Origin of the sequence: Prosthecobacter fluviatilis (genome assembly GCF_042655725.1) — a bacterium.
GTDB classification, from domain to species: Bacteria; Verrucomicrobiota; Verrucomicrobiia; order Verrucomicrobiales; family Verrucomicrobiaceae; genus Prosthecobacter; species Prosthecobacter fluviatilis.
Genome location: NZ_JBHSMQ010000006.1, coordinates 128474 through 155090, shown reverse-complemented (window position 1 = coordinate 155090; position 26617 = coordinate 128474). Strand labels below are relative to the sequence as shown.

22 protein-coding genes are annotated in these 26617 nt (G+C 61.4%); 10 read left to right on the top strand and 12 right to left on the bottom strand.

Annotated features, from left to right (window positions below; translation table 11 throughout):
- Positions 1-9: 9 nt before the first annotated feature.
- Positions 10-1695, top strand: a complete 1686-nt coding sequence (locus ACFQDI_RS16870; protein ID WP_377168887.1) for a tetratricopeptide repeat protein — start codon at positions 10-12, stop codon at positions 1693-1695.
- Between the two features lie 42 nt (positions 1696-1737).
- Positions 1738-2187 carry a hypothetical protein gene (locus tag ACFQDI_RS16865; RefSeq protein ID WP_377168885.1) on the top strand — a complete coding sequence of 150 codons (450 nt, stop codon included), beginning with the start codon at positions 1738-1740 and terminating at the stop codon, positions 2185-2187.
- Positions 2188-2195: 8 nt separating this feature from the next.
- Here the strand turns inward: ACFQDI_RS16865 and ACFQDI_RS16860 are convergent, their stop codons facing one another.
- The 6 genes from ACFQDI_RS16860 to ACFQDI_RS16835 form a co-directional block, all read right to left on the bottom strand.
- Positions 2196-4349, bottom strand: a complete 2154-nt coding sequence (locus ACFQDI_RS16860) for a RecQ family ATP-dependent DNA helicase (protein ID WP_377168883.1) — start codon at positions 4347-4349, stop codon at positions 2196-2198.
- Positions 4350-4611: 262 nt separating this feature from the next.
- Positions 4612-5700 (bottom strand): sugar phosphate isomerase/epimerase family protein, encoded by a 1089-nt coding sequence (locus ACFQDI_RS16855; protein WP_377168881.1) that lies wholly within the window; start codon positions 5698-5700, stop codon positions 4612-4614.
- A 75-nt stretch (positions 5701-5775) separates the two neighbouring features.
- Positions 5776-6093: a hypothetical protein gene (locus ACFQDI_RS16850; protein WP_377168878.1), complete on the bottom strand. Its 318-nt coding sequence runs from the start codon at positions 6091-6093 to the stop codon at positions 5776-5778.
- Between the two features lie 15 nt (positions 6094-6108).
- Complete coding sequence (locus ACFQDI_RS16845; protein WP_377168876.1) at positions 6109-7083, bottom strand: hypothetical protein; 975 nt, start codon at positions 7081-7083, stop codon at positions 6109-6111.
- 60 nt (positions 7084-7143) lie between these two features.
- Positions 7144-7860, bottom strand: a complete 717-nt coding sequence (locus tag ACFQDI_RS16840) for a glycosyltransferase family 2 protein (protein WP_377168874.1) — start codon at positions 7858-7860, stop codon at positions 7144-7146.
- Positions 7861-7878: 18 nt separating this feature from the next.
- Positions 7879-9363 carry a glycosyltransferase family 39 protein gene (locus ACFQDI_RS16835; protein WP_377168872.1) on the bottom strand — a complete coding sequence of 495 codons (1485 nt, stop codon included), beginning with the start codon at positions 9361-9363 and terminating at the stop codon, positions 7879-7881.
- A 54-nt stretch (positions 9364-9417) separates the two neighbouring features.
- On the opposite strand from ACFQDI_RS16835, the gene ACFQDI_RS16830 reads away from it, so the two are divergent.
- The 3 genes from ACFQDI_RS16830 to ACFQDI_RS16820 are packed head-to-tail and all read left to right on the top strand — an operon-like array spanning position 9418 to position 12427.
- Entirely contained in the window at positions 9418-10116 is a 699-nt protein-coding gene (locus tag ACFQDI_RS16830) for an outer membrane lipoprotein-sorting protein (RefSeq protein WP_377168870.1), read from the top strand.
- Positions 10117-10124: 8 nt separating this feature from the next.
- The gene (locus tag ACFQDI_RS16825) at positions 10125-11336 is read left to right on the top strand and encodes a class I SAM-dependent RNA methyltransferase (protein ID WP_377168868.1); all 1212 of its coding nucleotides are present in this window, start codon (positions 10125-10127) and stop codon (positions 11334-11336) included.
- On the top strand, positions 11333-12427 hold the full coding sequence (locus ACFQDI_RS16820; protein ID WP_377168866.1) for an iron-containing alcohol dehydrogenase: 1095 nt from the start codon (positions 11333-11335) through the stop codon (positions 12425-12427). The genes ACFQDI_RS16825 and ACFQDI_RS16820 overlap by 4 nt, the downstream gene beginning before the upstream one ends.
- Before the next feature lie 66 nt (positions 12428-12493).
- Here ACFQDI_RS16820 and ACFQDI_RS16815 read toward each other — a convergent pair whose 3' ends face one another.
- From ACFQDI_RS16815 to ACFQDI_RS16800, 4 genes are all read right to left on the bottom strand, one after another.
- Positions 12494-13009 (bottom strand): hypothetical protein, encoded by a 516-nt coding sequence (locus ACFQDI_RS16815; RefSeq protein WP_377168864.1) that lies wholly within the window; start codon positions 13007-13009, stop codon positions 12494-12496.
- Positions 13010-13061: 52 nt separating this feature from the next.
- A complete protein-coding gene (locus ACFQDI_RS16810; RefSeq protein ID WP_377168862.1) occupies positions 13062-14087 on the bottom strand; it encodes a methyltransferase in 1026 nt (341 codons plus the stop codon).
- 46 nt (positions 14088-14133) lie between these two features.
- Positions 14134-16695: a M56 family metallopeptidase gene (locus tag ACFQDI_RS16805; protein ID WP_377168860.1), complete on the bottom strand. Its 2562-nt coding sequence runs from the start codon at positions 16693-16695 to the stop codon at positions 14134-14136.
- Between the two features lie 80 nt (positions 16696-16775).
- Positions 16776-17180, bottom strand: coding sequence for a BlaI/MecI/CopY family transcriptional regulator (locus tag ACFQDI_RS16800; RefSeq protein WP_377168858.1), 405 nt, complete (start codon positions 17178-17180; stop codon positions 16776-16778).
- A 147-nt stretch (positions 17181-17327) separates the two neighbouring features.
- Here ACFQDI_RS16800 and ACFQDI_RS16795 point away from each other — a divergent pair, with 147 nt between their 5' ends.
- Together ACFQDI_RS16795 and ACFQDI_RS16790 are read left to right on the top strand one after the other, a co-directional pair.
- On the top strand, positions 17328-18815 hold the full coding sequence (locus ACFQDI_RS16795; RefSeq protein ID WP_377168856.1) for an MFS transporter: 1488 nt from the start codon (positions 17328-17330) through the stop codon (positions 18813-18815).
- A gap of 348 nt (positions 18816-19163) precedes the next feature.
- Complete coding sequence (locus ACFQDI_RS16790; protein ID WP_377168854.1) at positions 19164-20069, top strand: PIG-L deacetylase family protein; 906 nt, start codon at positions 19164-19166, stop codon at positions 20067-20069.
- A gap of 309 nt (positions 20070-20378) precedes the next feature.
- On the opposite strand, the gene ACFQDI_RS16785 is transcribed toward ACFQDI_RS16790, so the two are convergent.
- Positions 20379-21224: a hypothetical protein gene (locus ACFQDI_RS16785; RefSeq protein ID WP_377168852.1), complete on the bottom strand. Its 846-nt coding sequence runs from the start codon at positions 21222-21224 to the stop codon at positions 20379-20381.
- A 116-nt stretch (positions 21225-21340) separates the two neighbouring features.
- Here ACFQDI_RS16785 and lysS point away from each other — a divergent pair, with 116 nt between their 5' ends.
- Together lysS and ACFQDI_RS16775 are read left to right on the top strand one after the other, a co-directional pair.
- Positions 21341-22816, top strand: coding sequence for a lysine--tRNA ligase (gene lysS / locus ACFQDI_RS16780; RefSeq protein ID WP_377168850.1), 1476 nt, complete (start codon positions 21341-21343; stop codon positions 22814-22816).
- Positions 22817-22999: 183 nt separating this feature from the next.
- On the top strand, positions 23000-24256 hold the full coding sequence (locus ACFQDI_RS16775) for a serpin family protein (protein ID WP_377168847.1): 1257 nt from the start codon (positions 23000-23002) through the stop codon (positions 24254-24256).
- Here ACFQDI_RS16775 and ACFQDI_RS16770 read toward each other — a convergent pair whose 3' ends face one another.
- A complete protein-coding gene (locus ACFQDI_RS16770; protein ID WP_377168845.1) occupies positions 24257-25081 on the bottom strand; it encodes an alpha/beta hydrolase family protein in 825 nt (274 codons plus the stop codon).
- Between the two features lie 86 nt (positions 25082-25167).
- Here ACFQDI_RS16770 and ACFQDI_RS16765 point away from each other — a divergent pair, with 86 nt between their 5' ends.
- On the top strand, positions 25168-26601 hold the full coding sequence (locus tag ACFQDI_RS16765) for a sulfatase (protein WP_377168843.1): 1434 nt from the start codon (positions 25168-25170) through the stop codon (positions 26599-26601).
- Positions 26602-26617 lie beyond the last annotated feature (16 nt).

Below are 26617 nucleotides of genomic sequence, written 5' to 3'. Positions count from 1 at the left end.
CCAGTTCTCATGCGTCTCAGTCCCCGTCAGGCTTTCAGTCTCATTGCCGCCTACGCTTTGCTCGCCGCCGCCTGGGGCTGGCGCCTGCATGCGGATGATCCGGCCCCCTCAGGGGTCAATCCTCTGCTGGCAGACACACGCACAGCCATCGCCTCCAGCCTGGCCCGCGCCCCCGCTCACCTCCAGCAGCCTGCGGTGCTTCAGCTTGCACTGCTTCCTGACCATCAGGTCGAAGCGCTTCACGCCTGGCTGAAGGCGGCCCCCGAGCAGCGGCTGCGCCAGCTCACCGTACGCGAGGGCCCTCTCAACACGCCATCCCCGCTCAACACCGCACTTGTCTTTGTTGAGCTCACCCGCGCAGATGCTCCGCTCATCGAGGACAGCCGCCTTCTCCTCTCCGCTTCTGGCGATCGCATCTCAGAGCCCCACAAGATCGAGGCGCTCGAACTGCTCGCCTCTCAGGCCGCGGCAGCGGGCGAACGCACCCTGGCCATCGAAATCCATGAGCGTGTCTGCGCATTCCCTTCCGCCACATGGCAGCATGCGCTCGCTCTCATCGAAGCGGCACGCGCCGCCCGGCGCCCGGCCGCAGCCCTTCGTGTCGTCAAGGACTGGCTCAGCGAGACTCCCTCACGCCTGGATGCAGCTCAGCGCGAAGCCGCCCTCGACCTTCAGATCTCCCTCCTGCTCGAAGGCTCCCGTTATGCCGAGGCCAGCCGTGTCACGCTCGAATCTCTCCGTGCCTTGAAAGCCGGAGCCGCCATCCCCGCTCGCCTCATGCAGCGCGCTCTCCTTGCCACACGGGCCGCAGGAGAGTCCGCCGAACTGATGCCATGGATCGAGCGCCAGCTGCGCGCCTCGCCGGACCATCAGCTCTCTCTGAAAGACCTCGCTGCAAAACCATCCGTTGACGCCGGTTATCGCCACTGGCTGGCAGAAGGTGCCTGCATCGCCGATCTCAACCATCAGAGCAGCATCGCCTGCGAGTTTTTCTTCCGCCTCGCCGCCCTTGGCGAGACCCACGTGCTGGCCCGCTTGCATGCACTCGTCGCTCAGCTCGGGCGTGGCAGGGAGCTCGCCGCGGTGCTCGCCAGCCTGCAGCACCGCTTCCCCCCCCATCAGCTGGCGCAAGCCCTTGCAGAGGGCGATGCCCCGGCTGCCGCACGCGCCTTCCTCACCGCCCATCTCCAGTCCTCGGCCGATGACCGCGAAGGCTGGCGCATGCTCGCACAGATCGACATGGCCCTCCGTGGAGAAGCCGCCTCCACCATGCTTTGGCAGGGCTTTCTCAAACGCTTTCCAGGCGATGTCACTGCCATGAGGCAGCTCGCCGCATGCCAGGTCTCCGCAGCACAGCCCCGTCAGGCGCTCGACACCCTTCAGTCCATTCCCGTCGGCCAGCTCGATGAGCCCACGCTGAGGCATATCGCCGCACTCGCTGTCCAGTTGGATGACGTTCCCGCAGCACATCGCGCACAGCAGCTCCTCGTCGCCTCATCGGCCCATCCCTCCGCGCGCGATGTCCTCGCCCTTGCCACCACCACCCTGCAGCACCCCGATGCCGCGGCCGCCCATGAAGCGCTTTCAGAGGCTGCCTCCAGACTCCCTGCCGGAACCGGTTTTCACCGGTTCCTCACCGCCATCCCTGGCACCGTCGAAGCGACACACTTCAGCACTGCGGCAAAGTCTGAGTGAGAGTGCGGTTGATTCGCGGCGCGCTGTCGGCACCTTGGTCCCATGAACCGCCGTCACGCATTCCTGCTTCTTTGGCTCCTCCTCGCCAGCGCAGGCTGCAGCATGCTGCCACGCGATGAGCACGGCCGCCTTCAGTACTATGAGCGCCGTTTGCACAGCCTCGAATTTCCCGTCAGCCGCGCACGCCTCTACAAAACCCTGCGCCCCGCCTCACCTGCCGCCCCTACAGGCCAGACCGGCTCCGGCCTGCTCACCGGCAGTGAGTTCTACCGCCTGGACGACCTCTTCGTGGTCGAAATGTCCGTCGTGTACAAAGCCGTCGCAGGCATCGACGACTATCTCAGCCCCGCACCCACCATCGGCAGCCAGGTGCGCTCCATTCTCGACGCCTCTTGGAGCATCGAAAACTTCATGGACCGCGGCACCCCGGAGCATCCGTCTGACATCATTCAAAGAGCACGCATCCTGAAGCGGCCGGCGCAGAGGTATTGAGTCCCGGCTCAGCCGTGCTTCTTGATGATCTGGATGAATTCCGGCAGGTACTCCTTCGCCTTCTTCTCACCCACACCGCGGATCTTCAGCCCCGCCTCGGTCGTCTTGGGCTTGAGCCGCGTCATAAACTCCAGCGTCTGATTGCTGAAAATGATGTACGGCGGCACTCCTTCGGCCTCCGCCACGGCGGTGCGGTGGTGCTTGAGCTTCTCAAACAGCGCATCGTCAAATCCCAGCTCGCGTGCCGCCAGCTCCTCGTTCATCGCCGTCTTGCCCTTCGGCTTCGTCACCGGTGCTTGCATCGAAGGCCAGCGCATCTTCACATTCAGCCCCTTCTTCATCACCTCCGCTCCGCGTGAGGTCAGCGTGACTTTCGGGTACTCTCCGCTGCTCGTCTCGATGAGCCCGAGCTTCTCGATTTCAGCAAACAGCGGGTGCAGCGCATGCGTGCCCACATCCTTCAGCAGCCCATACGTCGTGAGCTGGTCATGCCCCGCGTCCACGATCTCCTTGGACTTGCTGCCCACCAGCATCTGGATGATCCGCCCTTTCCCAAAGCGCCCCTCCCAGGTGCCATCCGGCAGCCTCACGGACATTCGCGCGATGCCGCTCAGCGCCTGCCTCAGCATCGTGACTTCGTCCGCCCCGCCCTCGCGCGGAGGCTGCACGCCCTCGGCACGGCACACATCGCAGGTCCCGCAGGGCGTGCTCTCGCTCTCGCCAAAGTAGCGCAAAATCTGCTCCTGCCGGCAGGCCTTGTCGTCGTAGCAGAGCTCCACCATGGCCTTGAGCTTCGAGCGGTCGCGCCGGTCCTTTTCGCGCAGGGCCTCCGTGTCAAACTGCAGATCCCGCGTCAGCACATTCGGCTGCAGCAGCCGCGTGCCACGGATGCGTTTGCCGGGAATGTCAAAACGCTCGATGTAGTCGTTGCGGGCCAGGTAGCTCAGCGCCGAGCCAATCGCCATGCTGTTTTTCGCACCAGCGCGCTCCGTGATCTCATCAATCGACGCCTGCACCTCGTGATTCGAGTCCGCCGCGTTCAGCAGCGCCTGGTACACGCTGCGGATGATGTCCACGCTCGGATTGTTGCCATCAATGAAAAACTCCTGCGTCTTCGTGTCGGCAAAATTAAAAAACAGATCGCACTGCGAAGGCTCGCCATCACGCCCCGCACGGCCTGCTTCCTGGTAGTAGGCCTCCACGCTGCCCGGCACATCAAAGTGCACCACAAACCGCACATCAGAGCGGTCGATGCCCATGCCAAAAGCATTCGTCGCCACGGCCACATCCGCCTTCTTCGTGATGAACTTCGTCTGCCTCGACTCGCGCTCCTTGTCATCCAGCCCGCCATGGTACTCGATCACCTTCAGCTTCCATGACCTCAGCTCCTCGCCCACCTCCTCCACACGCTTGCGCGTGGAGCAGTACACAATCCCCGTTTTGAACTGCGTGATGATCTTCCTCAGCCGTTCATACTTGTCCGCGTTCGACTTCGTATGTGCGATGTTCAGGCTCAGGTTTGGCCGCTCAAATCCGCGGATCGTCACAAACGGATCCCGCAGCGCCAGCGTCTGCAAAATATCCCCCCGCACCTCCGGCGTCGCTGTCGCAGTCAAGGCTACCACCTGCGGCCGGTCCAGCTGCGCCAGCGCCTCTCCCAGCCGCATGTAGTCAGGGCGGAAATCATGCCCCCACTGCGAAAGGCAGTGCGCCTCGTCCACTGCAAACAGCCCGATCTGCACCTGCCGCAGCGCATTCGTAAACGCACGGCTTCGAAACCTCTCCGGCGCCACATACACCAGCTTGTACTCTCCCTGACGCAGCGCATTGATCCGCTCCTGCTGCTCTCCCAGCGAAAGCGAGCTGTTGATCAGCGTCGCCGGTATCCCACGCCTCTCCAGCGCATCCACCTGGTCCTTCATCAGCGCGATCAGCGGACTCACCACCACCGTCACCCCGTCCATCACCATCGCCGGAAGCTGGTAGCACAGCGATTTGCCACCCCCTGTAGGCATGATCACCATCGTGTCCCGCCCGCTCAGGATGCTCGCCATCACTGTTTCCTGGCCGTCCAGAAACTCACGAAAGCCAAAATACTTCTGCAACGCCATCTTGGCGTCGTGAATGGGAGTGGAGGCGGCAGTTGGAAGAAGTTCGGACACGGACTGCTCACCTTGGATGCGATGAGGAATGGCCGCAAGAAGACGCAAAAATATCAAAGACCACGCTTCCAGGCAGAGCGCTTCCGGCACGGCGCATCATGCCAGCTCGTAGGATGGATGTGGCGACAGCCCGCCCGTCCATCAGCGCACGGCAAACACCACGGCGTACGAGCCACCTCGCAGCCGGGCGGTTTGTCGAAGAATGCGTGGAAGCATCGACAGGCTCTCGACATCCCCCCCAGCCTGCGACCTGAGCCGCCACTCAATGCTCGTCCTTCTTCTTCGCATCCTTCGCTTTCAGCGAAGGCGTAAATCCATACTTCTCCCCCGCCTGCCGCAGGCATTTCACAATGTTGGTCTCCTCAAACTCCAGCGCCGCTTCCAGGCTCAGTCCCGTCGTCTTCGGCATCTTCTCCGCTTTGCGCTCTCGCACCATCGTCAGCGTCCGCGCCAGCTCCGTGCCGGGCTTCTCAGGAAAGGTGGCCCAGTAGGCTGGCTTCAGGCACGGAATGTCCAGCGGATCACGCGTGATCATCTCCAGGAGGTAGTTCACCTGCGGGTTGTATTTCTCAAACAGCGCAAACATGCGCGGCAGATCCAGAATCCCCTCTCCCAGCGGCACTTCGGCCAGCAGAAAGCCCGTCGCCGTCTCCTGCACCGCCATGTCCTTGATATGCGTGGTAACCGCAAACGGCGCCAGCGTCTCCACCACCGTCATCGGGTCCTCCAGCAATGCGATGCTGTTTCCCGTATCCACACACGCACCCATGTGCGGGCTGCTCAGCCGCCCCAGCATCTCCGCCAGTTCTGCCGCATGGAAGTCCTTGTGATTCTCAATCCCAATCTTCACCTTATGCCGTTTGGCCACCGGCTCCGCGAGCTGCATCGACTTAAACGCCCCCTCCTTCCAGTGCTTGAAATCCTCCAGGCTGGAAAACAGCTCATAGCGCCTGCCACCAGTCGCAGAGCGAAAAATCACCGCCCCCGCCTCCTTGGCCGTGCGCACCTCCTGCTCAAACCGCCCCACATCGCTTTCATTCTTCGGCAGCGTGATGCTCCCTTCCAGATTCATGCTGTACGACTCACAGGTCGCGCGCACCTTCCCCGCAAACTCACTCGTCCACCCGCCCACCAGCGTCTGCAGCGACCCCACGCCGAAATCACGCACATGATCCAGCACATCCAGCGCATGCTCAAACGGCGGGTATTTGATGTTCGAATACTTCCCCTGCCAGCGCTTCCAGTACGAGTGGATCACGATGCCCATCTTCTTTCCCTGCAAAGCAGCCGACGAAGGCAGCGCAGCTGCTAATGCGGCGGCTGCAGAGGTGAGAAAGGCGCGTCGGGTCATGGAGCTTCAGGAAACGTCTTCGAAAATGAAATCATTTCCCTCATTTGCACAGCAATCTCCCTGCAGAAACAGCGATTACCTCATTCCAATTTGGACATCCTGCCGATAAGCTGCCAAAGCCGCATCAAATCGTGCCGCCACATCACAGAATTCCCGCCCCCAGCCACTGCTGATGCTGACTTCTTGAATGGAACCCGTGGGGGCATATAAAACGGAAAGCCTCATGAGATCGCAGCGGCGGCCTGATTCCACATCTGCCACCAAAGCATCAAACTCTTCCAACGCCTCTGCGATGCCATCCCATCCTGACCAGACAAAGTCGTTTTCTGGAAGCACCATCAGCTCCCTCGTCTCTTTGAGAACGTTAAGCAGTTCTTCCTTGGCGTGATGCATGGCCGTGTCTGGCTCTCACCTCACCACACCGCCCACCCACTCAGGCTGCCGCTTTGCCAGGCACTCGGAGAGCCACCTCACCAGATCCGCCACGGACTCATGCTTCTTGCGCAGCGTGTTCAGCGCCGGCCAGTCGATGGTTTGCCGCGAGGTCGGCAGCGTGATCTTCTGGATGCGCAGCAGGTTGTGCACCGCTTCAAACTCCGCTGCGTTCATCGCCCGCAGTTCCTTGGCCGAGGGCAGGTCATCCAGCACCGTCAGCGGGATGCCCAGGCTGCAGATCCCCACACCAAATTGATGCCCCAGGCTGCGCAGCGCATCCACCAGCGCCTCGTCATTCAGACCTTCTGCGATCACGATCTCGCTTTGCAGCGTCCAGCGTGTGGCGCTCAGCGCCTGAAAAAAGTCGGCGCTGAAGGTGTCCGGCGCCACGCTGAGCTTGAGCTGCACCCCGGCCAGACCCACTACGGGTCCTCCGAGGTGGCGGCGTAGGTCCAGCATCGCCGCATCAAATCGCGGCGCATCATCACTGCCCGTGTCCAGGTCCCAGTCAGCCACCACCAGATCAGGGATGTCCCACTCACCCTCCATGCTCGGCGTCCCGCTGCTGTTGCGGTTCAGCAGGAAAGGGTAGCGCGAGCGCTGCAGGCACAGCCTCTCATAGATCGCCACCATCCTCAGGTAGCGCGACCAGCACTGGTCGCTCTCCCCCAGCTCACTGTCGAACAGCCCCTGCCGCGTCACGCCGTTGCTGCCGGAGAGCGTTTTCTTCTGCCGCTGGTAGTACCCCTGGCCCTGGTCCACCTTCGCGATGGGTGAGGTCGGGTCGTAGCTCAGAATGGAAAAATGGTAGCGCAGCGTCGCGTCGCTGTAGCCGTCACCCAGGCGCAGACGCACCAGGCGGATGAGTTCGGTGCCCTTGATCGAGTCCGCAGGATCATGCGGCAGGATTTCGGGCAGCAGTTGTCGCAGTTGTTCGCGTAGGTTCATCCTTGGTGCTGTGTCACAGCATGGCTGCGAAGCGGTTGTCTCGTCAACAACAGAAACGCATCAGCCACGCCGGTCCTCACGAATGACATAGCGCGTGCGCCGGCTGTTCAACCAGCGCACGCCAAACATGTCCATCGTCGCCCGCAGCGCGCGGTTGCCAAAGCCATACTTGCTCACCCCATGGATGCGCGGACGGTGGTTCACCGGCATTTCCGTCACCCGCCAGCCCATGTTCCGGATCAGGGCTGGGATGAAGCGGTGCATCCCATTGAAAAGCAGCAGCGCCTCCCGGCAGTCGCGTCGCATGACCTTCAATGTGCAGCCCGTGTCCCTCACATGGTCTCCCACAAAGCGCGACCTCACAAAGTTGGCGATCCGGCTCTGCAGCCTTTTGAACGTCGTGTCCTTGCGCTTGGCCCGGTAGCCGCAGACGAGGTCGTACCCCGGCGCCTCGTCCAGCTTCGCGATCATCGCCGGAATGTCCGCCGGGTCGTTCTGCAGGTCGCCGTCCAGAGTCACGATCACATCCCCCAGCGCAGAGTGAATGCCCGCGTGCATCGCTGCGCTCTGCCCGCTGTTTTTCTCAAACACAATCACCCGCACCCTCTCCCCACGCTGCACCCGTGCCAGCGTCTGGTCCTTCGAGCCGTCATCCACCAGCACCAGCTCATAATCATGCCCGCTCAGCGCCTTGTCGATCTGCTGCTGCATCTCCACGACATTATCCTCCTCGTTATAAAGGGGCACGACGACGGAGATGGCGGGAGACGAGGGCATGGGCGGGCGAAAAGGGCGTCAAAAGTCGGGCGGACGATAATCGTGGCAAGCGAAGATTTTGAGCCAGCGCACCTCATTCCCGGCATGCATGACCCGCACAACCGACAGCAGTTCCGTGCGCTGGAAGCGTTTTCTCAGCAGCTCAGGCACCCCCTTCGCGCTTCGCTCTTCCGTGACAAAAAGCGCACTGCGACCTGCAAAGGAGCTCAGATCGCTCAGCGCAGACTGCACCTTTTCCGCCTGGCCCAGGTAGTGGTCGAGTTCGGCCACCAGCGGCCACCCATCCGCAATGACAAACCACTTCCCCGTCCCGCCTGCCTGCTCCAGCACGGCAGAGACCACCTTGGCACTCTCACGCCAGCCACGCACACTCCCGGACGGGTCCGCGCTCAATGTCCTCGCCCAGTCCGTCACCGGGCCGGTTTTATGCGCAAAAGGCCAGCGCAGCCCCAGAGTGCGCGGCAGGTCCGTTTGCAGCAGAAAGGCGCTCTGCAGCGCCGCAAACATCAGAGTGACTGTTCGCAGGCTGATCTTTTGCTCGATCACCGCCGCACGGGCAACAGTGCTGCGATGCGCGAGAAGCATCGCCCCAAACAGCATCCACACCACGCCGCCCGTGTCCGGCCAGCACTCATTCGGGCCGTAAAAAAAGTCCGCCACCGCCAGCGGCAGCAGCATTGCCAGCGGCAGGCTGCGGTGGGATTGCAGCATGCCGCCGGCCACCCCCGCACGTACCGCCAGCACAAAAAGCACGAGCAGCAGCGGGGAGGCGAGCACCATCCAGCGCACTGCATTCGGAATCAGCCGCCACTCCGGCAGCCACTGCCAGGCGGCAAAGCTCGGCCAGCCATGCCCTCCCTGCCAGCCCAGCCAGCACAGCACCACCGTCGTCCACACCGCCATGATCTTTCTGAAACCAGGCCCCCGCAGGTGCTGCCGCAGCGGCTCAGGCAGCGCAAAGACGCAGCACACCGCCGCCATCATGGCCGAGGCCGGCGGTTGCGCCAGCCCCACCCCTGCCACACAGCCTGTCGCCCACCACCATGCACGCTGGCACTCTGCCTGCCGCAGCACACGGCGCACACACAGTGCCGCCGCAGGCACGAGCACGCAGGCACATGTCGCCGGCGTCAGTGTCACCGCGGCTAGATTGAAACCGGGCAGCACATTCACGATCACCACCGCCCAGCCCGCAATCTGCTCATCAAACAGCTCTCTCGCCAGCTTCCACACCAGCAAAACCGCCGCCAGCGCCAGCAGCGGCGCGAAAAACCTCACTCCAAACTCCCCCGCACCGCCAATAGCCATGCCCAGCCTGGCAAACAACGGCACCAGCGGCCCGATCTCGGAAAAACTCAGCCATTCGCCATGCTTGGCCCGAAAAACCGCCAGCGCCTCGTCCGGCGCGAGTTCCAGCGTCGGCAGCAGCGCCCAGCGCCAGAGCGTGAGCAGGCCCAGGGCGGCTATGAGAAAGCGCTGGCGCGGCATGATGGTTGGGCGCATTGAATAGAGTACGCCGTGCGCATGTCAAAGCGTCGTCACCAACCTCCCACCCTTATGAAACACCTTTACCTGCTACCGCTGCTGCTGCTGGCCCCCGTCCTGCGTGCCGAAGAGGCCCAGCCCAAGACAGCCGAGGAGATCATTCGCATCGTGCAGAACAGCTACGCCCTGCAAAACTACAAAATGAATGGCCAGCTCCGCGACGATGCCACCGGCCGCGTCGAACCCATGACGCTCACCATGCAGGACCGCGTCATGCGCTTCCTCTTCAAAAATCCGCCGCCTGAGATCGTCCACCTCGACATGAACACCTCTCCCGCCACCCTTTACCAGGTGCGCCAGGGCGGCTCCTCCGTCGTGCCCACCAGTCAGCATGGCAACAAGGTGCGCGGCATGGAGTTCAACTACGAGGACCTCTCCCTCGGCTTCCTCTACTGGCCCCGCCCTCAGCTCATGGGCGACGACCGCGTCAGCGGCCAGAAGTGCTGGCGCGTCCGCGTGACCAACCCGAGCAAAGACGGCCCTTACCATGCCGTTGACCTCTGGGTCCATCAGGGCAGCGGCGGCGCCGCCAAAATGGCCGCCTGGGACCGCAACAGCAAAATCGTGAAACGCTACCAGGTCACGAAAGTTCAGAAGGTGGAAGGCGCCACCACGCTCAAGGAACTGCGGATTGAAACCATCAATCCCGCCGACGATTCCGTCATCGGCCGCACCTACATGACACTGGAAGACCCGGTGAAAAACAACTGACGCGACGCATGCAACCGCCGCGCAAATTCAATCCCCACCCCTTCGCCTACCACCAGGAGCTGGATGTCCGCATCGAGAGCCTCACCAACGAGGGCGCCGGAGTCGCCCGCGTGGACGGCTGGGTCGTCTTCGTGCCTTTCACCCTCGTGGGCGAGCTGGTGAAGTGCCGTGTCTTCCGCAATCACAAAAACTACAGCGAGGCCGACTTCGTCTCCGTCATCGAGCCCTCGCCGCAGCGTGTCGCACCCCAGTGCACGCTCTTTGGCCAGTGCGGCGGCTGCCAGTACCAGCACCTCTCCTATGAGGAGCAGCTCCTCTCCAAGCAGCGCCAGGTGGCCGACCTCCTCCGCCACATGGCCAGGATCGAGCATCCCGTCTGCCCGGTCATCCCCTCCCCCGTTCAGTACGGCTACCGCTCCAAGATCACCCCCCATTTCCACCGCCCCAAAGAGGGAGGCATCGGCGCCATCGGCTTCCTGCGCGCACGCACCCGCAATGCCATGGTCGATGTGGAGCACTGCCCCATCGCCATGCCGCAGCTGAATGACCAGCTCGCCGCCGTGCGCGCACGTGCCCGCGCAAGCTCCGCCGAATTCAAAAACGGCGCCACCCTCCTCATGCGAGCCGCCAGCAACGGCGTCCTCACCCGCCCAGACGAGATCGCCGTCGAAGATGTGGACGGCGTCCGCTTCGAGTTCCAGGCAGGCGACTTCTTCCAGAACAATCCCTTCATCCTTCCCAAGTTCGTCCGCCATGCCATCGACGAGGCCAAGGCCACCGGCGCAAAGCATCTCGTGGACGCCTACTGCGGCAGCGGCCTCTTTGCCATCAGCGCCGCGCGCGACTTTGAGCAGGTCATCGGCGTGGAGATCTCCGAAACCGCCGTCAAAAAAGCCGCTCACAACGCCGAGATCAACGGCCTGACCAACTGCCGCTTCATGGCCGCAGATGCCCAGCACGTTTTCAAAGACGTCCCGCATGCCGGAGCCGACACCGTGGTCATCATCGACCCGCCACGTGCAGGCAGCAGCCCCGAGTTTTTGCAGCAGCTCTTCGCCTTCGGTCCCAAAGGCGTCGTTTACATCTCCTGCAATCCCGCCACCCAGATGCGCGACCTCGTCCTCTTCACCGAGGCCGGTTTCAAGCTCGGCACCGTTCAGCCCTTTGATCTCTTCCCGCAGACCAAGCACCTCGAGTGCGTCATGACACTGAGCCGATGAACCGTTTCGAATTCGCCACCGCCCAGCGCATCATCTTCGGCCGTGGCGTCTTCCGCGAGCTGCCGGATCTCTGCCGCAGCTTCGGCCAGCGCACACTGCTCATCGCCGGCAGCCGTCCGCAGCAGTGGGCGGACCGCTTTCCCCACGTGGGCATCCACTCCGTCAGCGGAGAGCCCACCGTTCAGGACATCGAATCTGGCGTCGCACTCGCCAAGGAACTGCGTGCCGACGTCATCGTCGCCATCGGCGGCGGCAGCGTGGTGGATGCCGGCAAGGCCATCTCTGCCATGAGCACGCAGCCCGCCGGGCTGATGCGCTACATCGAGGTCATCGGCGAAGGCAGATCGCTCGACGCCTCCCCAGTGCCCTTCATCGCCGTGCCCACCACCGCCGGCACCGGCGCCGAGGCCACGCGCAATGCCGTCATCGCCAGCACGGAGCACCGTGTCAAAGCCAGCCTGCGCCACATCTCCATGCTGCCGCGCATCGCGCTCATCGATCCCGAACTCGCCGCCGATGTCCCACCCGCCGTCACCGCCGCCAGCGGCATGGACGCATTGACGCAATGCCTCGAAGCCTTCGTCTGCTCCCGCGCCCAGCCCATGACCGACGCCCTCTGCCTCGATGGCATCCAGCGCGCCGTGCACTCTCTGGAGCGCGCCTTTGAAAACGGCCGCGACATCGACGCCCGTGAAGACATGGCCCTCTGCGCTCTGAATAGCGGCATCGCACTCGCCAATGCCGGCCTCGGCGCCGTCCACGGTTTCGCCGCACCCATTGGCGGCATGTTTCACGCCCCGCATGGCGCGGTCTGCGCCGCGCTGCTCGCACCCGTGTGGGAAGCCAACTCCCGCCGCGTGCAGGACCGCTCCAGGTTCACCCAGGTGGACTCCATGCTCGGCGGCGATGCCATCCCCTATCTTCACAGCCTCACAACCCGCCTCCACATTCCCAAACTCAGCCAGTGGGGCATCGCAGACAGCGACCTCGATGAAATCGCCCGCAAAGCCTCGGCCGCCAGCAGCATGAAGGCAAACCCGGTTTCCCTCAGCCACGAGGAGCTCGTTCGCATTCTGCGCTCAGCCTGCTAAAGGCACAAAAAGAAAGCCGGGGCCGCTTTCGCAAACCCCGGCCCCGCTCGTTGTTGGTTGCGGTAGTTATTTGATGTCACCGGCAAAGCCGGCGGCATTGAGGGCGGCCACCAGTTCAGACTTGGTGAACTCGCCTTCGACAGTGAATGAAGTCGCCTTCGCGACGATGTCGGTCTTCGTGATGCCCGCGACGGTCTTCACCGCATCAGCAGCGGCGATCTCGCACTTCTTGCAGCAGAGGTGCACGCCGGACACGGTGGCCTTCGTCATCTTCGCTTCAGGCTTCGCGGCCACCGCTGGCTTGTTCGCGGATTCCTCGCCTTCGATCTTGCCATAGTAGCCTGCGGCAATGATCGCCTCCGCAGCCTTCTTCGCATCGCCCTTCTTCTTCGAGACGATCGTCACGGTGGTTCCCTTGTCAGGCACGGTCACGGTGACATCGCTGCCGACGCTCATGCCGGCTTTGGTGATTCCCTTGGCGCAGCTGCCGCAGCAGTTGTGCACACCGGTCATCGTGAGTGTGGTTTCAGCACGCACTGAAGCGGCGAGAGCAAGGATGGATAGCAGAGTGAAGAATTTCATAAGCAATTTCAGAGACGATACGACAAGTCGCTTTCTTTGCACAATTTAATTTTTAACGCCGGATCGCAGTCATGAATCCACGCGCAATGATCGTGTCATGATACTCGCCAGGCGTAAATCCTGCTTTATCCAGCAGCTGCGCATACTCGCCCGTGCTGTAGCATTTCCCCTGCGTGGCATGCATCAGCAGGCATGAATACTCCGCCACATGCAGCGGTCCTGTTTTGTCCGCATTGATGAACGCATCATGAATGATCAGCAGTCCGCCCGCAGGCAGCGCTGCATGTGAAACCGCCAGCAGTTTCTCCACCTCAGCCACACCCCAGTCGTGCAGCACATTGGAAAAAAGATGCACGTCACATCCTGCAGGCATGCCTTCAACCATGTTCCCCGTCGCCACGCTCACACGCTCCGCACAGCCACGCTCCTCGATCAGCTTGCTCGCGATTCGGTCCACCGGCGCCTGATCAAACGCGACCCCTCTCATATGCTTGTGCTGCGCCGTGATCGCACACGCATACACACCCGATCCTGCGCCGATGTCCAGCACACAGCTGCGCCCCGTGAGATCCAGCTTCTTCGCCAAAGCCTGCGAGAGCAGCACCCCTCGGCAGTCCATCGCCGCCGTAAATTTTCGCGCAAAGTCCTCCTGTTCCATCGCCTTGTGCCAGTCAAACGCCGCCTTGTCTCCGCTCCACCCCGCCGGCTTGTCTGTCCTCAGCACTTCCAAAAAGTCGCGCGCAATCGGCCGGTCATGCAGCGAGGCAAAATAAGGCCTCACATCCCACACCGGCCCCGCGCACATAAACTCACGCGCCACCTCCGTCGTGTGAAACACCCCGCCCACATTCCTCACCCAGTCGTTCGCCGCAAACAGCGTCATCATCGTGTCCGCCGGACGTTCCTTAAAACCAAAGTGCTCGCAGATCCCCGCCAGCGAAGATGGATTAGCAGACAGCCATGTGAAGAAATCCACGCTCAACGCCGCCGTCACCATGTCCGCCCCGTACAGGCAGTCGCGATAACGGTAAATGCTGGTCGGATCAGTGACAGGGGCGGAGGTGAGGTCATGCATCATGGTCCCGCATGATGAAGGCTCCCCCTGTTTGCGGCAAAACCTGATTTTACTTTTTCCCCGCCTCTTCCTTGATCTGTCTCGCGATCATATTTCCCGTGATAAACAGAAAGCGCGACACACCTTCATTCGGTTGGGCGGCCAGAACGACTGTCTGTCCGTCCCAAATGCTCACCCCGGTGGAGAAACGCCTGACACCTCTTTCTGCAGTCCCGCTCTCATCATAGTTAATGATGAGCTCCATCGTGTTCCCATCCCCGCCAATCTGTGCTTCCACCTTCACATCGGCACCACCCAGCGCGGCCGGCATCTTGTACTTCTTCGATTGGCCATCCAGCACCAAATTTTCGATCTTCGCATTGGTAACGGCGATCTTCTTCATCACCGTCTTAAACTGATCCGGGGAGAAAATCCCCGCCAAGATAAACATCGGTAAAATTTCCGGCGGCCGTGACGCGCCTAAAGACAATAGCGTCGGGTCCGTGTTCACGGCTGGCTTTGGGGCATCGGGCTGGGGCGGCAGCCAGTTTTCCATCAGCTTTAAAAAATCGCCCCTCATCTCTGCCGCCTGCACAGTGACGAAAACACTCTTTTTCACCGCAGCCTCGTGGAGTTGCATGATCCAGATCTCAATGAGATCCAGCTTGGGCTTGGTGTTACGCACCGTGAGTTTTCCATCCTTGAGCACCGCTGAGGCGTTCTTTTCAAATGGAATGCCTGCGTCTTGGAGCACCTCCATCGGCGGCTTGTCTTTTGAAAAATTCGGGGGAACCCGGTACACGCGCTGACCCCATTCGTTCACCCTTTTGTCCGGCACGTCGATGCCTGTGCTCGATGGCTGCATCGTCGCGGTCGATTCAAAACTGACCGCCTTCTGCCCGGTCGGATTCAGCGCTTCAGCCGTAATGAGCACGGTGACGTGTTTTTTCGAGGTTGCGAGATGCGCCACGAGGGTCTCACCGCTCGCCAGCTCCCCCTGTGCGGACGCTGTGTAAATTTGCACTCGGTCCCAAACCGGCTTGTCCCCTTTTTGAGGCAGCCACGGTTGCACCCCATCGGGGTCGACGCCCAGATCCACTCTGGCTGCGACCAGAGCTTTGTCATCCCCCGCCAGATTGGCGGCCAGCTTGAGGCTCGGTCCGACGAGTTTGAGAGCATTTCCGGTAGTCGCGTCCGTTTGCTTCTCGGGAAGCACCTCCTTCACAATTTCATTGATGGCCTCCTGCCCAAGCTTCGTCGTGACAGCCGGCAGGGTTGCCAGCTCGATGCCCTTTTTTTGCGACACCTGCCGCCACAGTTCCCTGGCTTCATCAGGCTTTAAAATGCCACCCTGCGTTCCAAAGTAACTGTCTGCCTGAATCAGTTTGCACTGAAAGCACACCAGGGGTGTCCGCTTGCTAAGCCGGTCGATGATGGCTTCAATTTGATCGAGTGCCTGCTTGTAATGCCGCACGATCAGTTGTGAGGTCACCGGATTGTAAAGGGCACTGGCTCCTTCCGGAAAAGGAACGCCCCGATCCTCCAAAAGTTGACGGGCCGATTTTCCAAAGACCGCCTTTGTTTCCCCCTTGCCTGCAGCAAAGGGATCCGACTGCAGATCACCTAGGCTCAAAAAGTTCGGTGCCACCCTGTACGCCCGTGTGTGCATTCGACCATCATCCGCCTTGGCCTTCACAGCATTCCCCGGTTCCTGCGCCGCCGCGGTTGCAATGCCAAACGAGCCCGCAATCACCGGCGCAATGATCGCAAAAGCCACCAGCGCCAGCACAAACAGTGCCCCCACCTTCTTCCTCACACCCTGCGCCTCCATCAGCGCCACCAGTCTGGCCTTCAGCCGCCGTGCTGGCCGCGAATACGCGATCGGCATCACGCACGCCTGCTGCGGCCCCGGCCTCGCCGCACACTCCAGCAGGAAGTCCGCATAGGCCGTATGCTCACGCTCGCCGCCCACCGCAGCATCATCACACATCTCCTCGCGCGCCTGGGCATGTTCCTCCACCAGCGCATGCGCAAACGGGTTCCACCACAGGAATGCGCGAACCATGTTTTGCAGCAGCGCAGCCACCGTGTCGTGCAGCCGCAGATGCTCCCCCTCATGCCGCAGCAGCCAGCACCACTGCCGGGTTGTGAGTTTCTCAAACGCGGAGGCCGGAACCGCGATCACCGGAAAAAACCAGCCCGCCACACACGGCGAGCCTTCATGGTCAAAGACACACACACGCTCTGGATTCAGGTCAGCAGGCAGCTTCTCATGCTCGACATCGGAAGGCTTCCTCAAACCCCACACCCACCGCTGCACCCCGACACTTTGCACCAGCAGCCTCAGCAGCATAGCCGCAGTGACGATCCACGCCAGCCACCGCATCCCCCTCACCCCATCATTCACATCCCAGCCTCGTGTCTTGATCGCGCTGCTTGTCTTTGGAGCACTCGCCGGTGCCACGCTCACTCGCCAGTCCGCCTTAAAGCCCTCTCGGATCGGCGTCCACACCGGCACGCTTTCCTCCTTCTTCGGCAGCAGATCCTGCACCCTGATGTCAAAGGGCGTATACAAGCACATCAACACCGCCAGATTCGCCAGAATGCAGCGCCGCAGCGCATCGCGGATCACATACCGCACCAGCAGCCACGCCGCAGCACCTATCACCAGGCTGTGCACCACGTAATTAAGACACGCGATCGTCTCCGCACTCATGACTCCTCTCCTTTCTTCGCGCTGCTGCCACGCACCAGCTTTCGCAGTTCCACCAGTTCCTCCTCGGAGATCTCACCGCTTTCCACCAGGCAGCGCACCAGCGCCAGATTGCTCCCGCCAAAGAACCGCTGCTTCAGATCCGCCAGCACGCTCGTGCGGCCGCGCTGCTCCGGCACCGCTGGTTCATAAGAGTGGCTGCGGCTGGAGTCATCACGGCTGATCCACCCCTTCGCCTCCAGCCGCGTCAGCTGGGTTTGCAGCGTGTTGCGCGTCACCGGCTCGCCTCGCCCTTGGTTCACCGCCTCCAGCAGTTCCAGCACGCTCGCCGGGTGCTTTTTCCAGAGAATGTCCATCAGCGCCTGCTCGGCGGCGGAAAGCGGAGGCAGTGATTTTTTAGCCATATTTCGCGAGTTTGACGACATGTGTCGGATTTGTCGATCCAAAAATACGACATCTGTAGGACTTCGACCCAATGACCATCCAAATGATGAATTCCCCCCACGCAGTCCGTTGACTTGCCTCCCATCTCCTGACAGCATCGCCCCGCCATGTCCTCTCCCGCACCCAAAATCACCCTCACTCACTGGCTCATCATCATCATCGCCAGCATTGGCTTCTTGTTCGACACCTATGAGCTGCTGATGACGCCCCTCGTGGCTGCGCCGGCCATCGCCGAACTTCTCAAGCTCCCGATGAACAATCCCATCGTCACCAGCTGGGTGGGCAATCTCCTCTGGATCGCAGCCCTCTGCGGCGGCATCTTCGGTCTGCTCGGTGGCTGGCTGGTCGATCAGTTCGGCCGCAAGAAGATCATGGCCCTGAGCATCTTCCTCTACTCGTTCTCCCCCTTCTGCGCAGCCTACTCCACCTCGCTCGGCATGTTCGTCTTCTTCCGCAGCACCACCTTCATCGGCGTCTGCGTCGAGTTCGTGGCCGCCATCACCTGGCTCGCGGAGGTCTTCTCAGACAGGAAGCAGAAGGAAAAATGGATGGGCATCACCCAGGCCTTTGCCTCCCTCGGCGGTGTGTTCGTCACCCTCGTCAGCGTCTGGATCAACAAGCATGGCGTCGATCTCCCTCACATCGGCCTCCCCGCCGGCCTCGGATCAAACGACCCCTCCACTTGGCGCTACCTCCTCATGACGGGCATCCTCCCCGCCATCCCCATCGCACTGCTCCTGCCCTTCGTGCCAGAATCCCAGGCCTGGAAGGAAAAGAAAGCCGCAGGCACGCTCAAGCGCCCCAGCTTCGCCGCTCTCTTTGCACCTGAGCTTCGCCGTGTCACCCTCGTGACCGCCGCCCTCTCCGCCTGCGCCTACGGCATCGCCTTCGGTGCCCTTCAGGTCACCGTGGCACGCGTCACCCCCGGCCTGCCGGAGCTGAGAGCCCAGTCCAAAGCCCTTGCACCCCTGCGCAAGGCCGGTGAAGACCTCAACAAGCAGCTCAATGCACTCCCTGCCACAGACCCCGCCCGTAAGGAGCTTGTCGCTCAGATCAAGGCCAACTTCGGCCAGCAAAAGCCCATCAACGATGAAGTCAAAAAGATGGCCGACACCGTCCAGTTCTACCAGGAAATGGGCGGCCTCGTGGGCCGGATCGCGCTCGCCATCCTCCTCATCGTCGGCATCAGCCGCGTCGCCTTGCTGAAGATCTTCCAAATCCCCGCCCTCATCATCCTGCCGCTCACCTACTTCTATTACTTCGAGCAGGGCGGCACTGCCTTCCTCTTGGCCTACGGCATCTGCGGCCTGCTCACCGTCGCCCAGTTCAGCTACTTCGGCGAATACCTCCCCAAGGTCTTCCCCATGCACCTGCGCGGCACCGGCGGCAGCTTCGCCACCAACGTCGGCGGCCGCATGATCGGCACCAGCATGGCCTTCGTCACCACCAATCTCGTCGCCCCCATGCTCGCCGGCACCGGCCCCATGCTCCCCATGCATGTCGCCAAAGCCGCAGGCATCGTCGCCACGGTCATCGTCGTTCTCAGTTTCATCATCGGCTTCATGCTGCCGGAACCGAAGGCCGAGGAAGGCTGAAAATAACATGCTCTGCTGAAAAGCAGGTTCGTTCTCTTTTTGCCTCAAACATCCTGATTCACACCAGCCCTGAAGGGGCTGTGGATTCAGCCCAGGGTCAGCCGAGCCTAAGCGAGGCGACCCTGGGTATGGCAGGCATTACGGGTTGGCAAACCCAGCACGTCTTAGCATCACGCCGGGTTCCAGCAGCGTCTGCAACGTGTCCCGTCCCCCCCTGCCGCTGGCATCCGTGGGTATGATCACAGGATCGGCTGCGCCCGAAATCCGGCGCAGCCGTCATTCAGACTCATCTTCAACTGACCTCCGCACAAGAGAGAGATTGCATCATGGCACCGTACCCTTCCCGCCATGATTCGCTCTCTTCTCTCCCTCGTCATCTGCCTCGCCACACTCCACCTACACGCGGAGGAAAAGGACGACGGCAAGCTCCGCATCGTCGTTTTCGGCGCACATCCCGATGACGCCGAGTACAAGACCGCAGGCACGGCGGTGAAGTGGGCCCGCCTCGGCCATCATGTGAAACTCGTCTCCGTCACCAATGGCGACATCGGCCACTGGAAGGAAGCCGGTGGCCCCCTCGCCCTGCGCCGCGCAGCCGAGGTCAAAGCCTGCGCCCAAAAACTCGGCGTCACCTCCCAGGTCCTCGACATCCACGATGGCGAGCTTCTCCCTTCGCTGGAAAACCGCAAGCTCATCACCCGCATCATCCGCGAGTGGAAGGCCGACATCGTCATCGCCCACCGCCCCTGGGACTACCACCCTGACCACCGCTATGTCGGCGTCCTTCTTCAAGACGCCGCCTTCATGGTCACCGTCCCCTTCATCTGCCCGGAAATCCCGCCGCTGAAAAAGAACCCTGTCTTCCTCTACTCCAGCGACGGCTTCCAAAAGCCCTACCCCTTCACCCCGGACATCGCCGTCAGTGTGGATGACTCCTTCGACCAAAAGCTCGACGGCCTCCACGAGCTCACCTCCCAGGCCTACGAAGGCGGCGCCAGCGGCTCCGCCGAATACGTCGAAAAGGACGTCCCGCCCGCCACCGATGAAGTGGCTCGCCGCGCCTGGCTCAAACGCCGCTGGGGTGCCCGTCAGAGCAGCGAAGCCGACAAATTCCGCGACCTCCTCATCAAGCTCTACGGCGAAGAAAAAGGCAAAGCCGTGAAGTACGCCGAGACCTTCGAAGTCTGCGAATACGGCCGCCGCCCCAGCGCCACCGAGATCAAGCAGCTCTTCCCATTTTACGATCAGAAGTAAGGCCCGTTCACCGAATTTCGGAAGTTTCCTTCTCATCGCATTTCCACTGAGTTCCTCTTTAACAATCTTTTTTTCGAACTCATCTCAAGCCCTGAAAGGGCTGGGGACTCAGCCCAGGGCGCAGCGAGGCACGAGCAAGCCCTGGGTTATCCGCCAACAGATCCGGAAAGCAAACCCAGCACTCCGCCACACGCAGCTTCCACCAGCAGCGTCTGCAAGGAGCCCCGAAGCATGCCTGCTGTATAGAAACTCCCATCACCAGATCTACGACAGCGAGCCTGAACGCGCCCTATTCATTATCCCTTCATCTCACTTCAGCGCCGTGAAGCGGACCTGCAGCTTTTTCAGCGCCTCAGGCTTGCCGGCATTTTTGCGCATCAGCTCGCGCAGCAGCGTCGCGGCACGCACCTTGTCTCCCGCATTCATCAGGTCTTCGGCGTGGTTGGCCAGATCATTCTGCTGAGGAGTGAGTCCGGTTGTCGCGACAGTCTGGGCCGCCTTGCCAGGATTCGCCCGGACATGACCTCCGAAAATGTCCTCCACCTTCAGCCACGTGGCCTCTGAGCCATCCTCGGAAACCGCCAGCCAGAAAAGCGCGCCGCCTTCGCCACCCGCCTCCAGCACCCGGCGGTTTGCCACCACCGCATCCACATTCTGCACGACCCACGCATCCTTTTTCGCCCCCACCTCCAGCTCCTTGCCATTCCAGCGCATCTTCAGCTCCGCCCCCTGGTTTCGGCCCACCCAGACGATGTTCTGGATGTCCTGCGGAAAATTTTTCACAGGCTTGATCGCCGTCCCGCTTTCCGCTTTGAACTCAATCATGTCGCTGATGTTCACAGGCGTCACGAGCTTCAGGTCATCACTCACAAAATACCACGCGGCCCGCGTGTCGCTGAAAGCGAGCTGGAAGACACCCACATCCACAAAGGCATGGTCCCTGAATGGATTCTGATTCATTCCATTCCCCGTCACCGGGAAAAAGCTCTCACCATCATAGCGCAGGTGCCTGAGCGAATTCGTGCCGCGCAGATCCCACAGCACGTTCTCGATCGAGGTCGCAAATTTCTCCACCTCCGGCCATTCCTTCTGCTGACCTTGGGCAAGGCAGGCGAAAACGAAGAGAAAAAGAAAAATGGAATGCAGCAATTTCATTAGGTTCATTTTTTGGCATATCAGACGCGCTTTTGCAATCTCCAAGCCCCATCGGCATTTACAGTGGCAAACTCCCCGGAAAGGGCTATGAACACGGCCCCACTATCCGTACGACCATGCAACCGACGCCTGCCGCCCCTGAACATTCCGAGTCCGAACTCCTCCAATTCCGCCGTGAAAAGCTGGAAGGACTGGTGAAGACCGGCATCGATCCCTTTGGCGGACGCTTCGACACCACCCACCAGCCCGGCGCTCTCAAGGCCGACTTCACCGAAGGCCTCGATGTCCGCGTCGCCGGCCGCGTGCTCTCCCGCCGCGAGATGGGCAAGGCCACCTTCTTTGACCTCGGCGACATCACCGGCCGCATCCAGTGCTACCTCAGCAAGGGCGACGTGGGCGACGAGGCCTACGTGCAGTTCAACCAGCTCATCGACATCGGCGACTTCGTCGGCGTCGAGGGTCTCAGCTTCATCACCAAACGCGGCGAGCGCTCCATCCACGTCAAAAAACTGACCCCCCTCTCTAAGGCCCTGCGCCCCCTGCCCGACAAGTGGCACGGCGTCACCGACAAGGAGATCAAATACCGCCAGCGCTACCTCGACCTCATCTCCAATGACCGCAGCCGCGAGATCTTCGTGACCCGCAGCAAGATGGTCGCCTCCATCCGCAGCTACCTGCAGGAGCGCGGCTTCCTCGAAGTCGAAACCCCCATGATGCAGGACGTCCCCGGCGGCGCCGCTGCCAAGCCCTTCGAGACCTTCTTCCACGCGCTCAATCAGCCCATGTTCCTGCGCATCGCGCCGGAGCTTTACTTGAAGCGCCTCCTCGTCGCCGGCTTCACCCAGATTTTCGAGCTCAACCGCAACTTCCGCAACGAAGGCCTCAGCCGCCGTCACAACCCCGAGTTCACCATGCTCGAGGCCTACTGGGCCTACGCCGACTTCGAAAAGATGGCCGACCTCGTCGAAGGCATGATCTGCCACCTCGCCGAAAACTTCTGCGGCGGCCTCAAGATCGAGCACAAGGACGAAGAAGGCAACGTCACCAAGACCATCGACCTCACCCGCCCCTGGCGTCGCGCACGTTACACCGACCTCCTCAAGGGCATCGACCCTCAGTGGTATGAATACACCCCCGAGCAGCGCAAAGCCCGCGCCCAGGAGCTCGGCGTCGAAATCGGAGCCAACTTCGAAGACTACGAAGTCACCCAGCACGTCTTCGAGCGCCTCATCGAGGCCAAACAGTTCGATCCCCTCTACGTCACCCACTGCCCGAAGGAGCTCGTTCCCCTCGCCAAGCAGAACGCCGAGGACGGCTCCATCGTCGATGTGTACGAGCTCGTCATCAACGGCCAGGAAATCAGCCCCGGTTACTCCGAGCTGAACAACCCCATCGTCCAGCGCGACCGCCTCGAGCACCAGGCCGGCGAAGAGACCCAGAAGATCGACGAGGAGTTCATCCTCGCCCTCGAACACGGCATGCCCCCCGCCGGCGGCATCGGCATCGGCATCGACCGCCTCATCATGATGCTCACCGGCGCCGAAAGCATCCGCGACGTCATCCTCTTCCCGCAGTTGAAGCGCCGGGATTAAAAGTAGCCCAGTTGCGCCGCAACTGGGCTCCTACTCAAGGGTTGCTCACCATGCCTTTTCACAAGGCATGCTGCCCCAGCGTCAGCAAAGCAGCCATCTCGCTCCGCGAGATGAGCCGCGAATTTTCAAACGCGATCCAGTCTCGTTTGTCTCTATGGCTCACAAACGATCACACTCATGACCATGAGAATTCCTGCCCTCGCTCTGCTATTGGCTGCGTCCCCCTCATCGCTTCGCTCCGCCACACCCGAGCAGGCCGCACACGCCATCAACACCCTCGGCCTGGATCTCCACCGCCAGATGCCGAAGCAGGGCAACCTCTGCCTTTCCCCCTTCTCCATCCAGTCCGCTCTCGCGATGACTTACCTCGGAGCCAGCGGCGTCACTCAGGAGGAAATGGCCCGCGTGCTGCACTTCCCCAACGACAAACAAGCCATGGGGGAATCTTTCGCCGCGCTGAAACGAGCTTTGGACGAAGCGCGCGAGGCCTCCGTGAAGGCCGTGGCAGATGCCAAAAAATATGGTGGCCCCAGCGAGGTCACAACGCTGCGTGTGGCAAACCAGCTCTTCGGACAAAAAGGCCATGCCTTTCGTCAACCATTCCGCTCAGACGTAGAGAAGCATTTCGCCGCCCCGCTGAAGTTCATGGATTTCAGCAGCGATCCGGCCGGAGCCCGGATGGAGATCAACGACTGGGTGGCAAAGCAGACACGAGACCGGATTCGCGATTTGCTCCCCAAGAATGCGCTGACCAAGGACACACGCCTTGTGCTGACAAACGCGCTCTATTTCAAAGCCTCCTGGCAAAATGAATTCTACCAAGGATACACCCAACCAAAACCATTTCATGTGAATGGCGGTAAAGAAACAGTGCTGACGCCCACCATGACCCAACGAAGTCACCTGCACTACTACAATGGCCGCGGCTTCCAGGCGGTCACCCTGCCCTACGCAGGAGGTCGCCTGCATTTCCTCCTCATCGTGCCCGACAGCATCAACGGCATTGCGAACATCGAATTAAAGCTGACGCCTGAGCTGCTGCTCGCCTGCGCACACGCGGAAGAGCAATATGTCCTGCTGGACCTGCCAAAATTCAACATCGCTCCGCCCAGCCTACAGCTCGGCGAGATGCTGCAAAAGCTGGGCATGACCACCGCCTTCGACATCCCGGCGGGCAGCGCGGACTTTGATGCCATGTCTCCCAGGGGTCCGGATGACTACCTCTCCATTTCCAAAGTGTTTCACAAGACCTTCCTCGCACTCGATGAAAAAGGCACGGAAGCAGCGGCCGCGACAGTAGCGGAGATGATGCTCACAGGATCAGGCCAGCCTCGCAAAAAACCTTTGGCGATCAAAGCCGACCGTCCCTTCCTCTTCGCCATCCAGCACGCTGAAAGCGGAGCCTGCCTCTTCCTCGGCCGCGTCACCGACCCGCGCTGATCACTTCTTCACCGCCTTCCCTGCATCCAGAAACTCGATCGCCTTCTTCAGCCACTCCGCCTTCGGCGGCTGATGCCCCTGCCCCGGCACATTGATCATCTCCACGGACTTGAAGCCCTCCTTCTTGAAACCGTTTTCAAACACCGCCCGGGTGTTCTTCAGGTTAAAGTCCTTGTCCCCCGTCACCAGCACATACCGGCAGTCCGTCTTGGCCAGCGCCAGGATCTCATCATGCGGAATGTAGCGCGCCTCAAAGACCTCCGCCTGGTCGAGCGTGACGGTGTCCGTGTAGAAATTGGTCCCCATGAAGGCAATCGTGCCCGTGAACATGTCTGCATAAGTCACACCCAGCATGCTCGCCACACGCCCGCCGCCGGAGAAGCCGGAGACATACACACGCTGGTCATCGATGTCGAAAAGCTCACGAATGTTGTCGTTCGCATCCACCGCCAGGCGCATGCGGGCAAACACCTCACGGTTGTTGCCTGAGTTGTGCGCGCCCACAAAGATCAGCTTCTTCTCCGCCAGCACCGCCTCCCATTCCGGCGAGATCGCGGGCGCGTTGCTCGGGCTCACCCAGATGAAGAGCCCATGCGGATCTCCCTTCTTGTACTTCTTCGGCACAAGGATGTCGAACTTCTCCATGCGCACATCATAGGGCGGCGGCGTCTCCATCGCATGCATCCGCATCTTGATCTGCGCATTGTCCGAAACCTGCGGCGAGACTTGGAAGGTGATCGGCGAACGCACACCGGGCTTGATGCCCACATCAGCGGCAAAGCTAAGTACGCTCAGAAAGGGAAGAATCAGGAAATGCCGGGACATGCGCCCGATCAAAGCGGCTCCGTTTACGGCTGTCGATGCTGAAATCGTGCAATCTCACCGCTCCCCCCGTCGTTCTGGGGGTCCGCATGAAGCACCTCCTCAGCCTGCTCCTCCTCACCCTTTCCCTGCGCGCCGCCGACCGCGCACCCAACATCGTCTTCATCCTGGCGGACGACCTCGGCTACACCGACGTCGCGTGCTTTGGCTCCAAATACTACGAGACGCCGCACATCGACAAACTCGCGCAGCAGGGCATGAAGCTCACCAGCCATCACCACTGCCAAAACTGCCAGCCCACCCGCGCCGCCCTCATGAGCGGTCAGTACGCCCCGCGCACCGGCGTGTACACCGTCGGCGGCATTGGCCGCTTCGAGTGGGAGAGCCGTCCCCTGCGTCCGGTGGAAAACGTCACCCAGCTCCCGCTGGAAAAAGTCACCATCGCCCAGACCCTGAAAAAAGCCGGCTACGCCACCGCCATGTTTGGCAAATGGCACCTCGGCGAAAAAGACGCCTACCATCCAGGACAGCGCGGCTTTGACGAAGCCATCGTATCCATGGGCAAGCACTTCGATTTCAAAACCCAGCCACCGGTCGAATACCCCAAAGGCGAATACCTCGCCGACTTCCTCACCGACAAAGCCGTCGATTTCATCCAGCGCCACAAGGACGCCCCCTTCTTCCTCTACCTCCCCCACTTCGGCGTCCATTCACCCCATGAGGCCAAGCAAAATCTCATCGCCCGCTTCAAGGACAAAGCCCCCGTCGGCGGCCATCACGACCCGGTTTACGCAGCCATGATCGCCAGCGTGGACGAAAGCGTCGGACGCGTCATGGCCACCCTCGATGAACTCAAACTCGCAGACAACACCGTCCTCATTTTCGCCAGCGACAACGGCGGCGTCGGCGGCTACGCACGCGAAGGCATCAAAAAAGGCGGCGACATCACCGACAACGCCCCCCTCCGCAGCGGCAAAGGCAGCCTCTATGAAGGCGGCACCCGCGTCCCCTTCATCGTCCGCTGGCCCGGCGTCACCACACCCGGCTCCTCCAGCGACGTCCCCACCATCCATGTGGATCTCTACCCCACCTTCGCCGAGATCGGCAAAGCCCCGCTTCCCGAAAACCAGCCCCTCGATGGCGAGAGCCTCGTTCCCCTCTTCCGCTCCGCCTCCGCCAGCCTCAAGCGCGACGCCATCTACCAGCACTTTCCCGGCTATCTCGGCGCCGGAGAAAACACCTGGCGCACCACCCCCGTGGGCCTCATCGAGCAGGGCGACTGGAAGCTCATGGAGTTCTTCGAAGACGGCCGCCTCGAGCTCTACAATCTCAAAGCCGACATCGGCGAGCAGAAAAACCTCGCCGCCGCGCAGCCAGAAAAAACCAAGGAACTCCACGCCAAAATGCTCGCCTGGCGCGAAGCCATCAAAGCCCCCATGCCCGCCAAAAACGAAGCCCAGACTACCTCCGCCCCAAAGAAACAGGGCAAGGGCAAAGGCAAAAAGAAGAAGCAGGAGGAGTAGGCAGAATAGCCCTCGC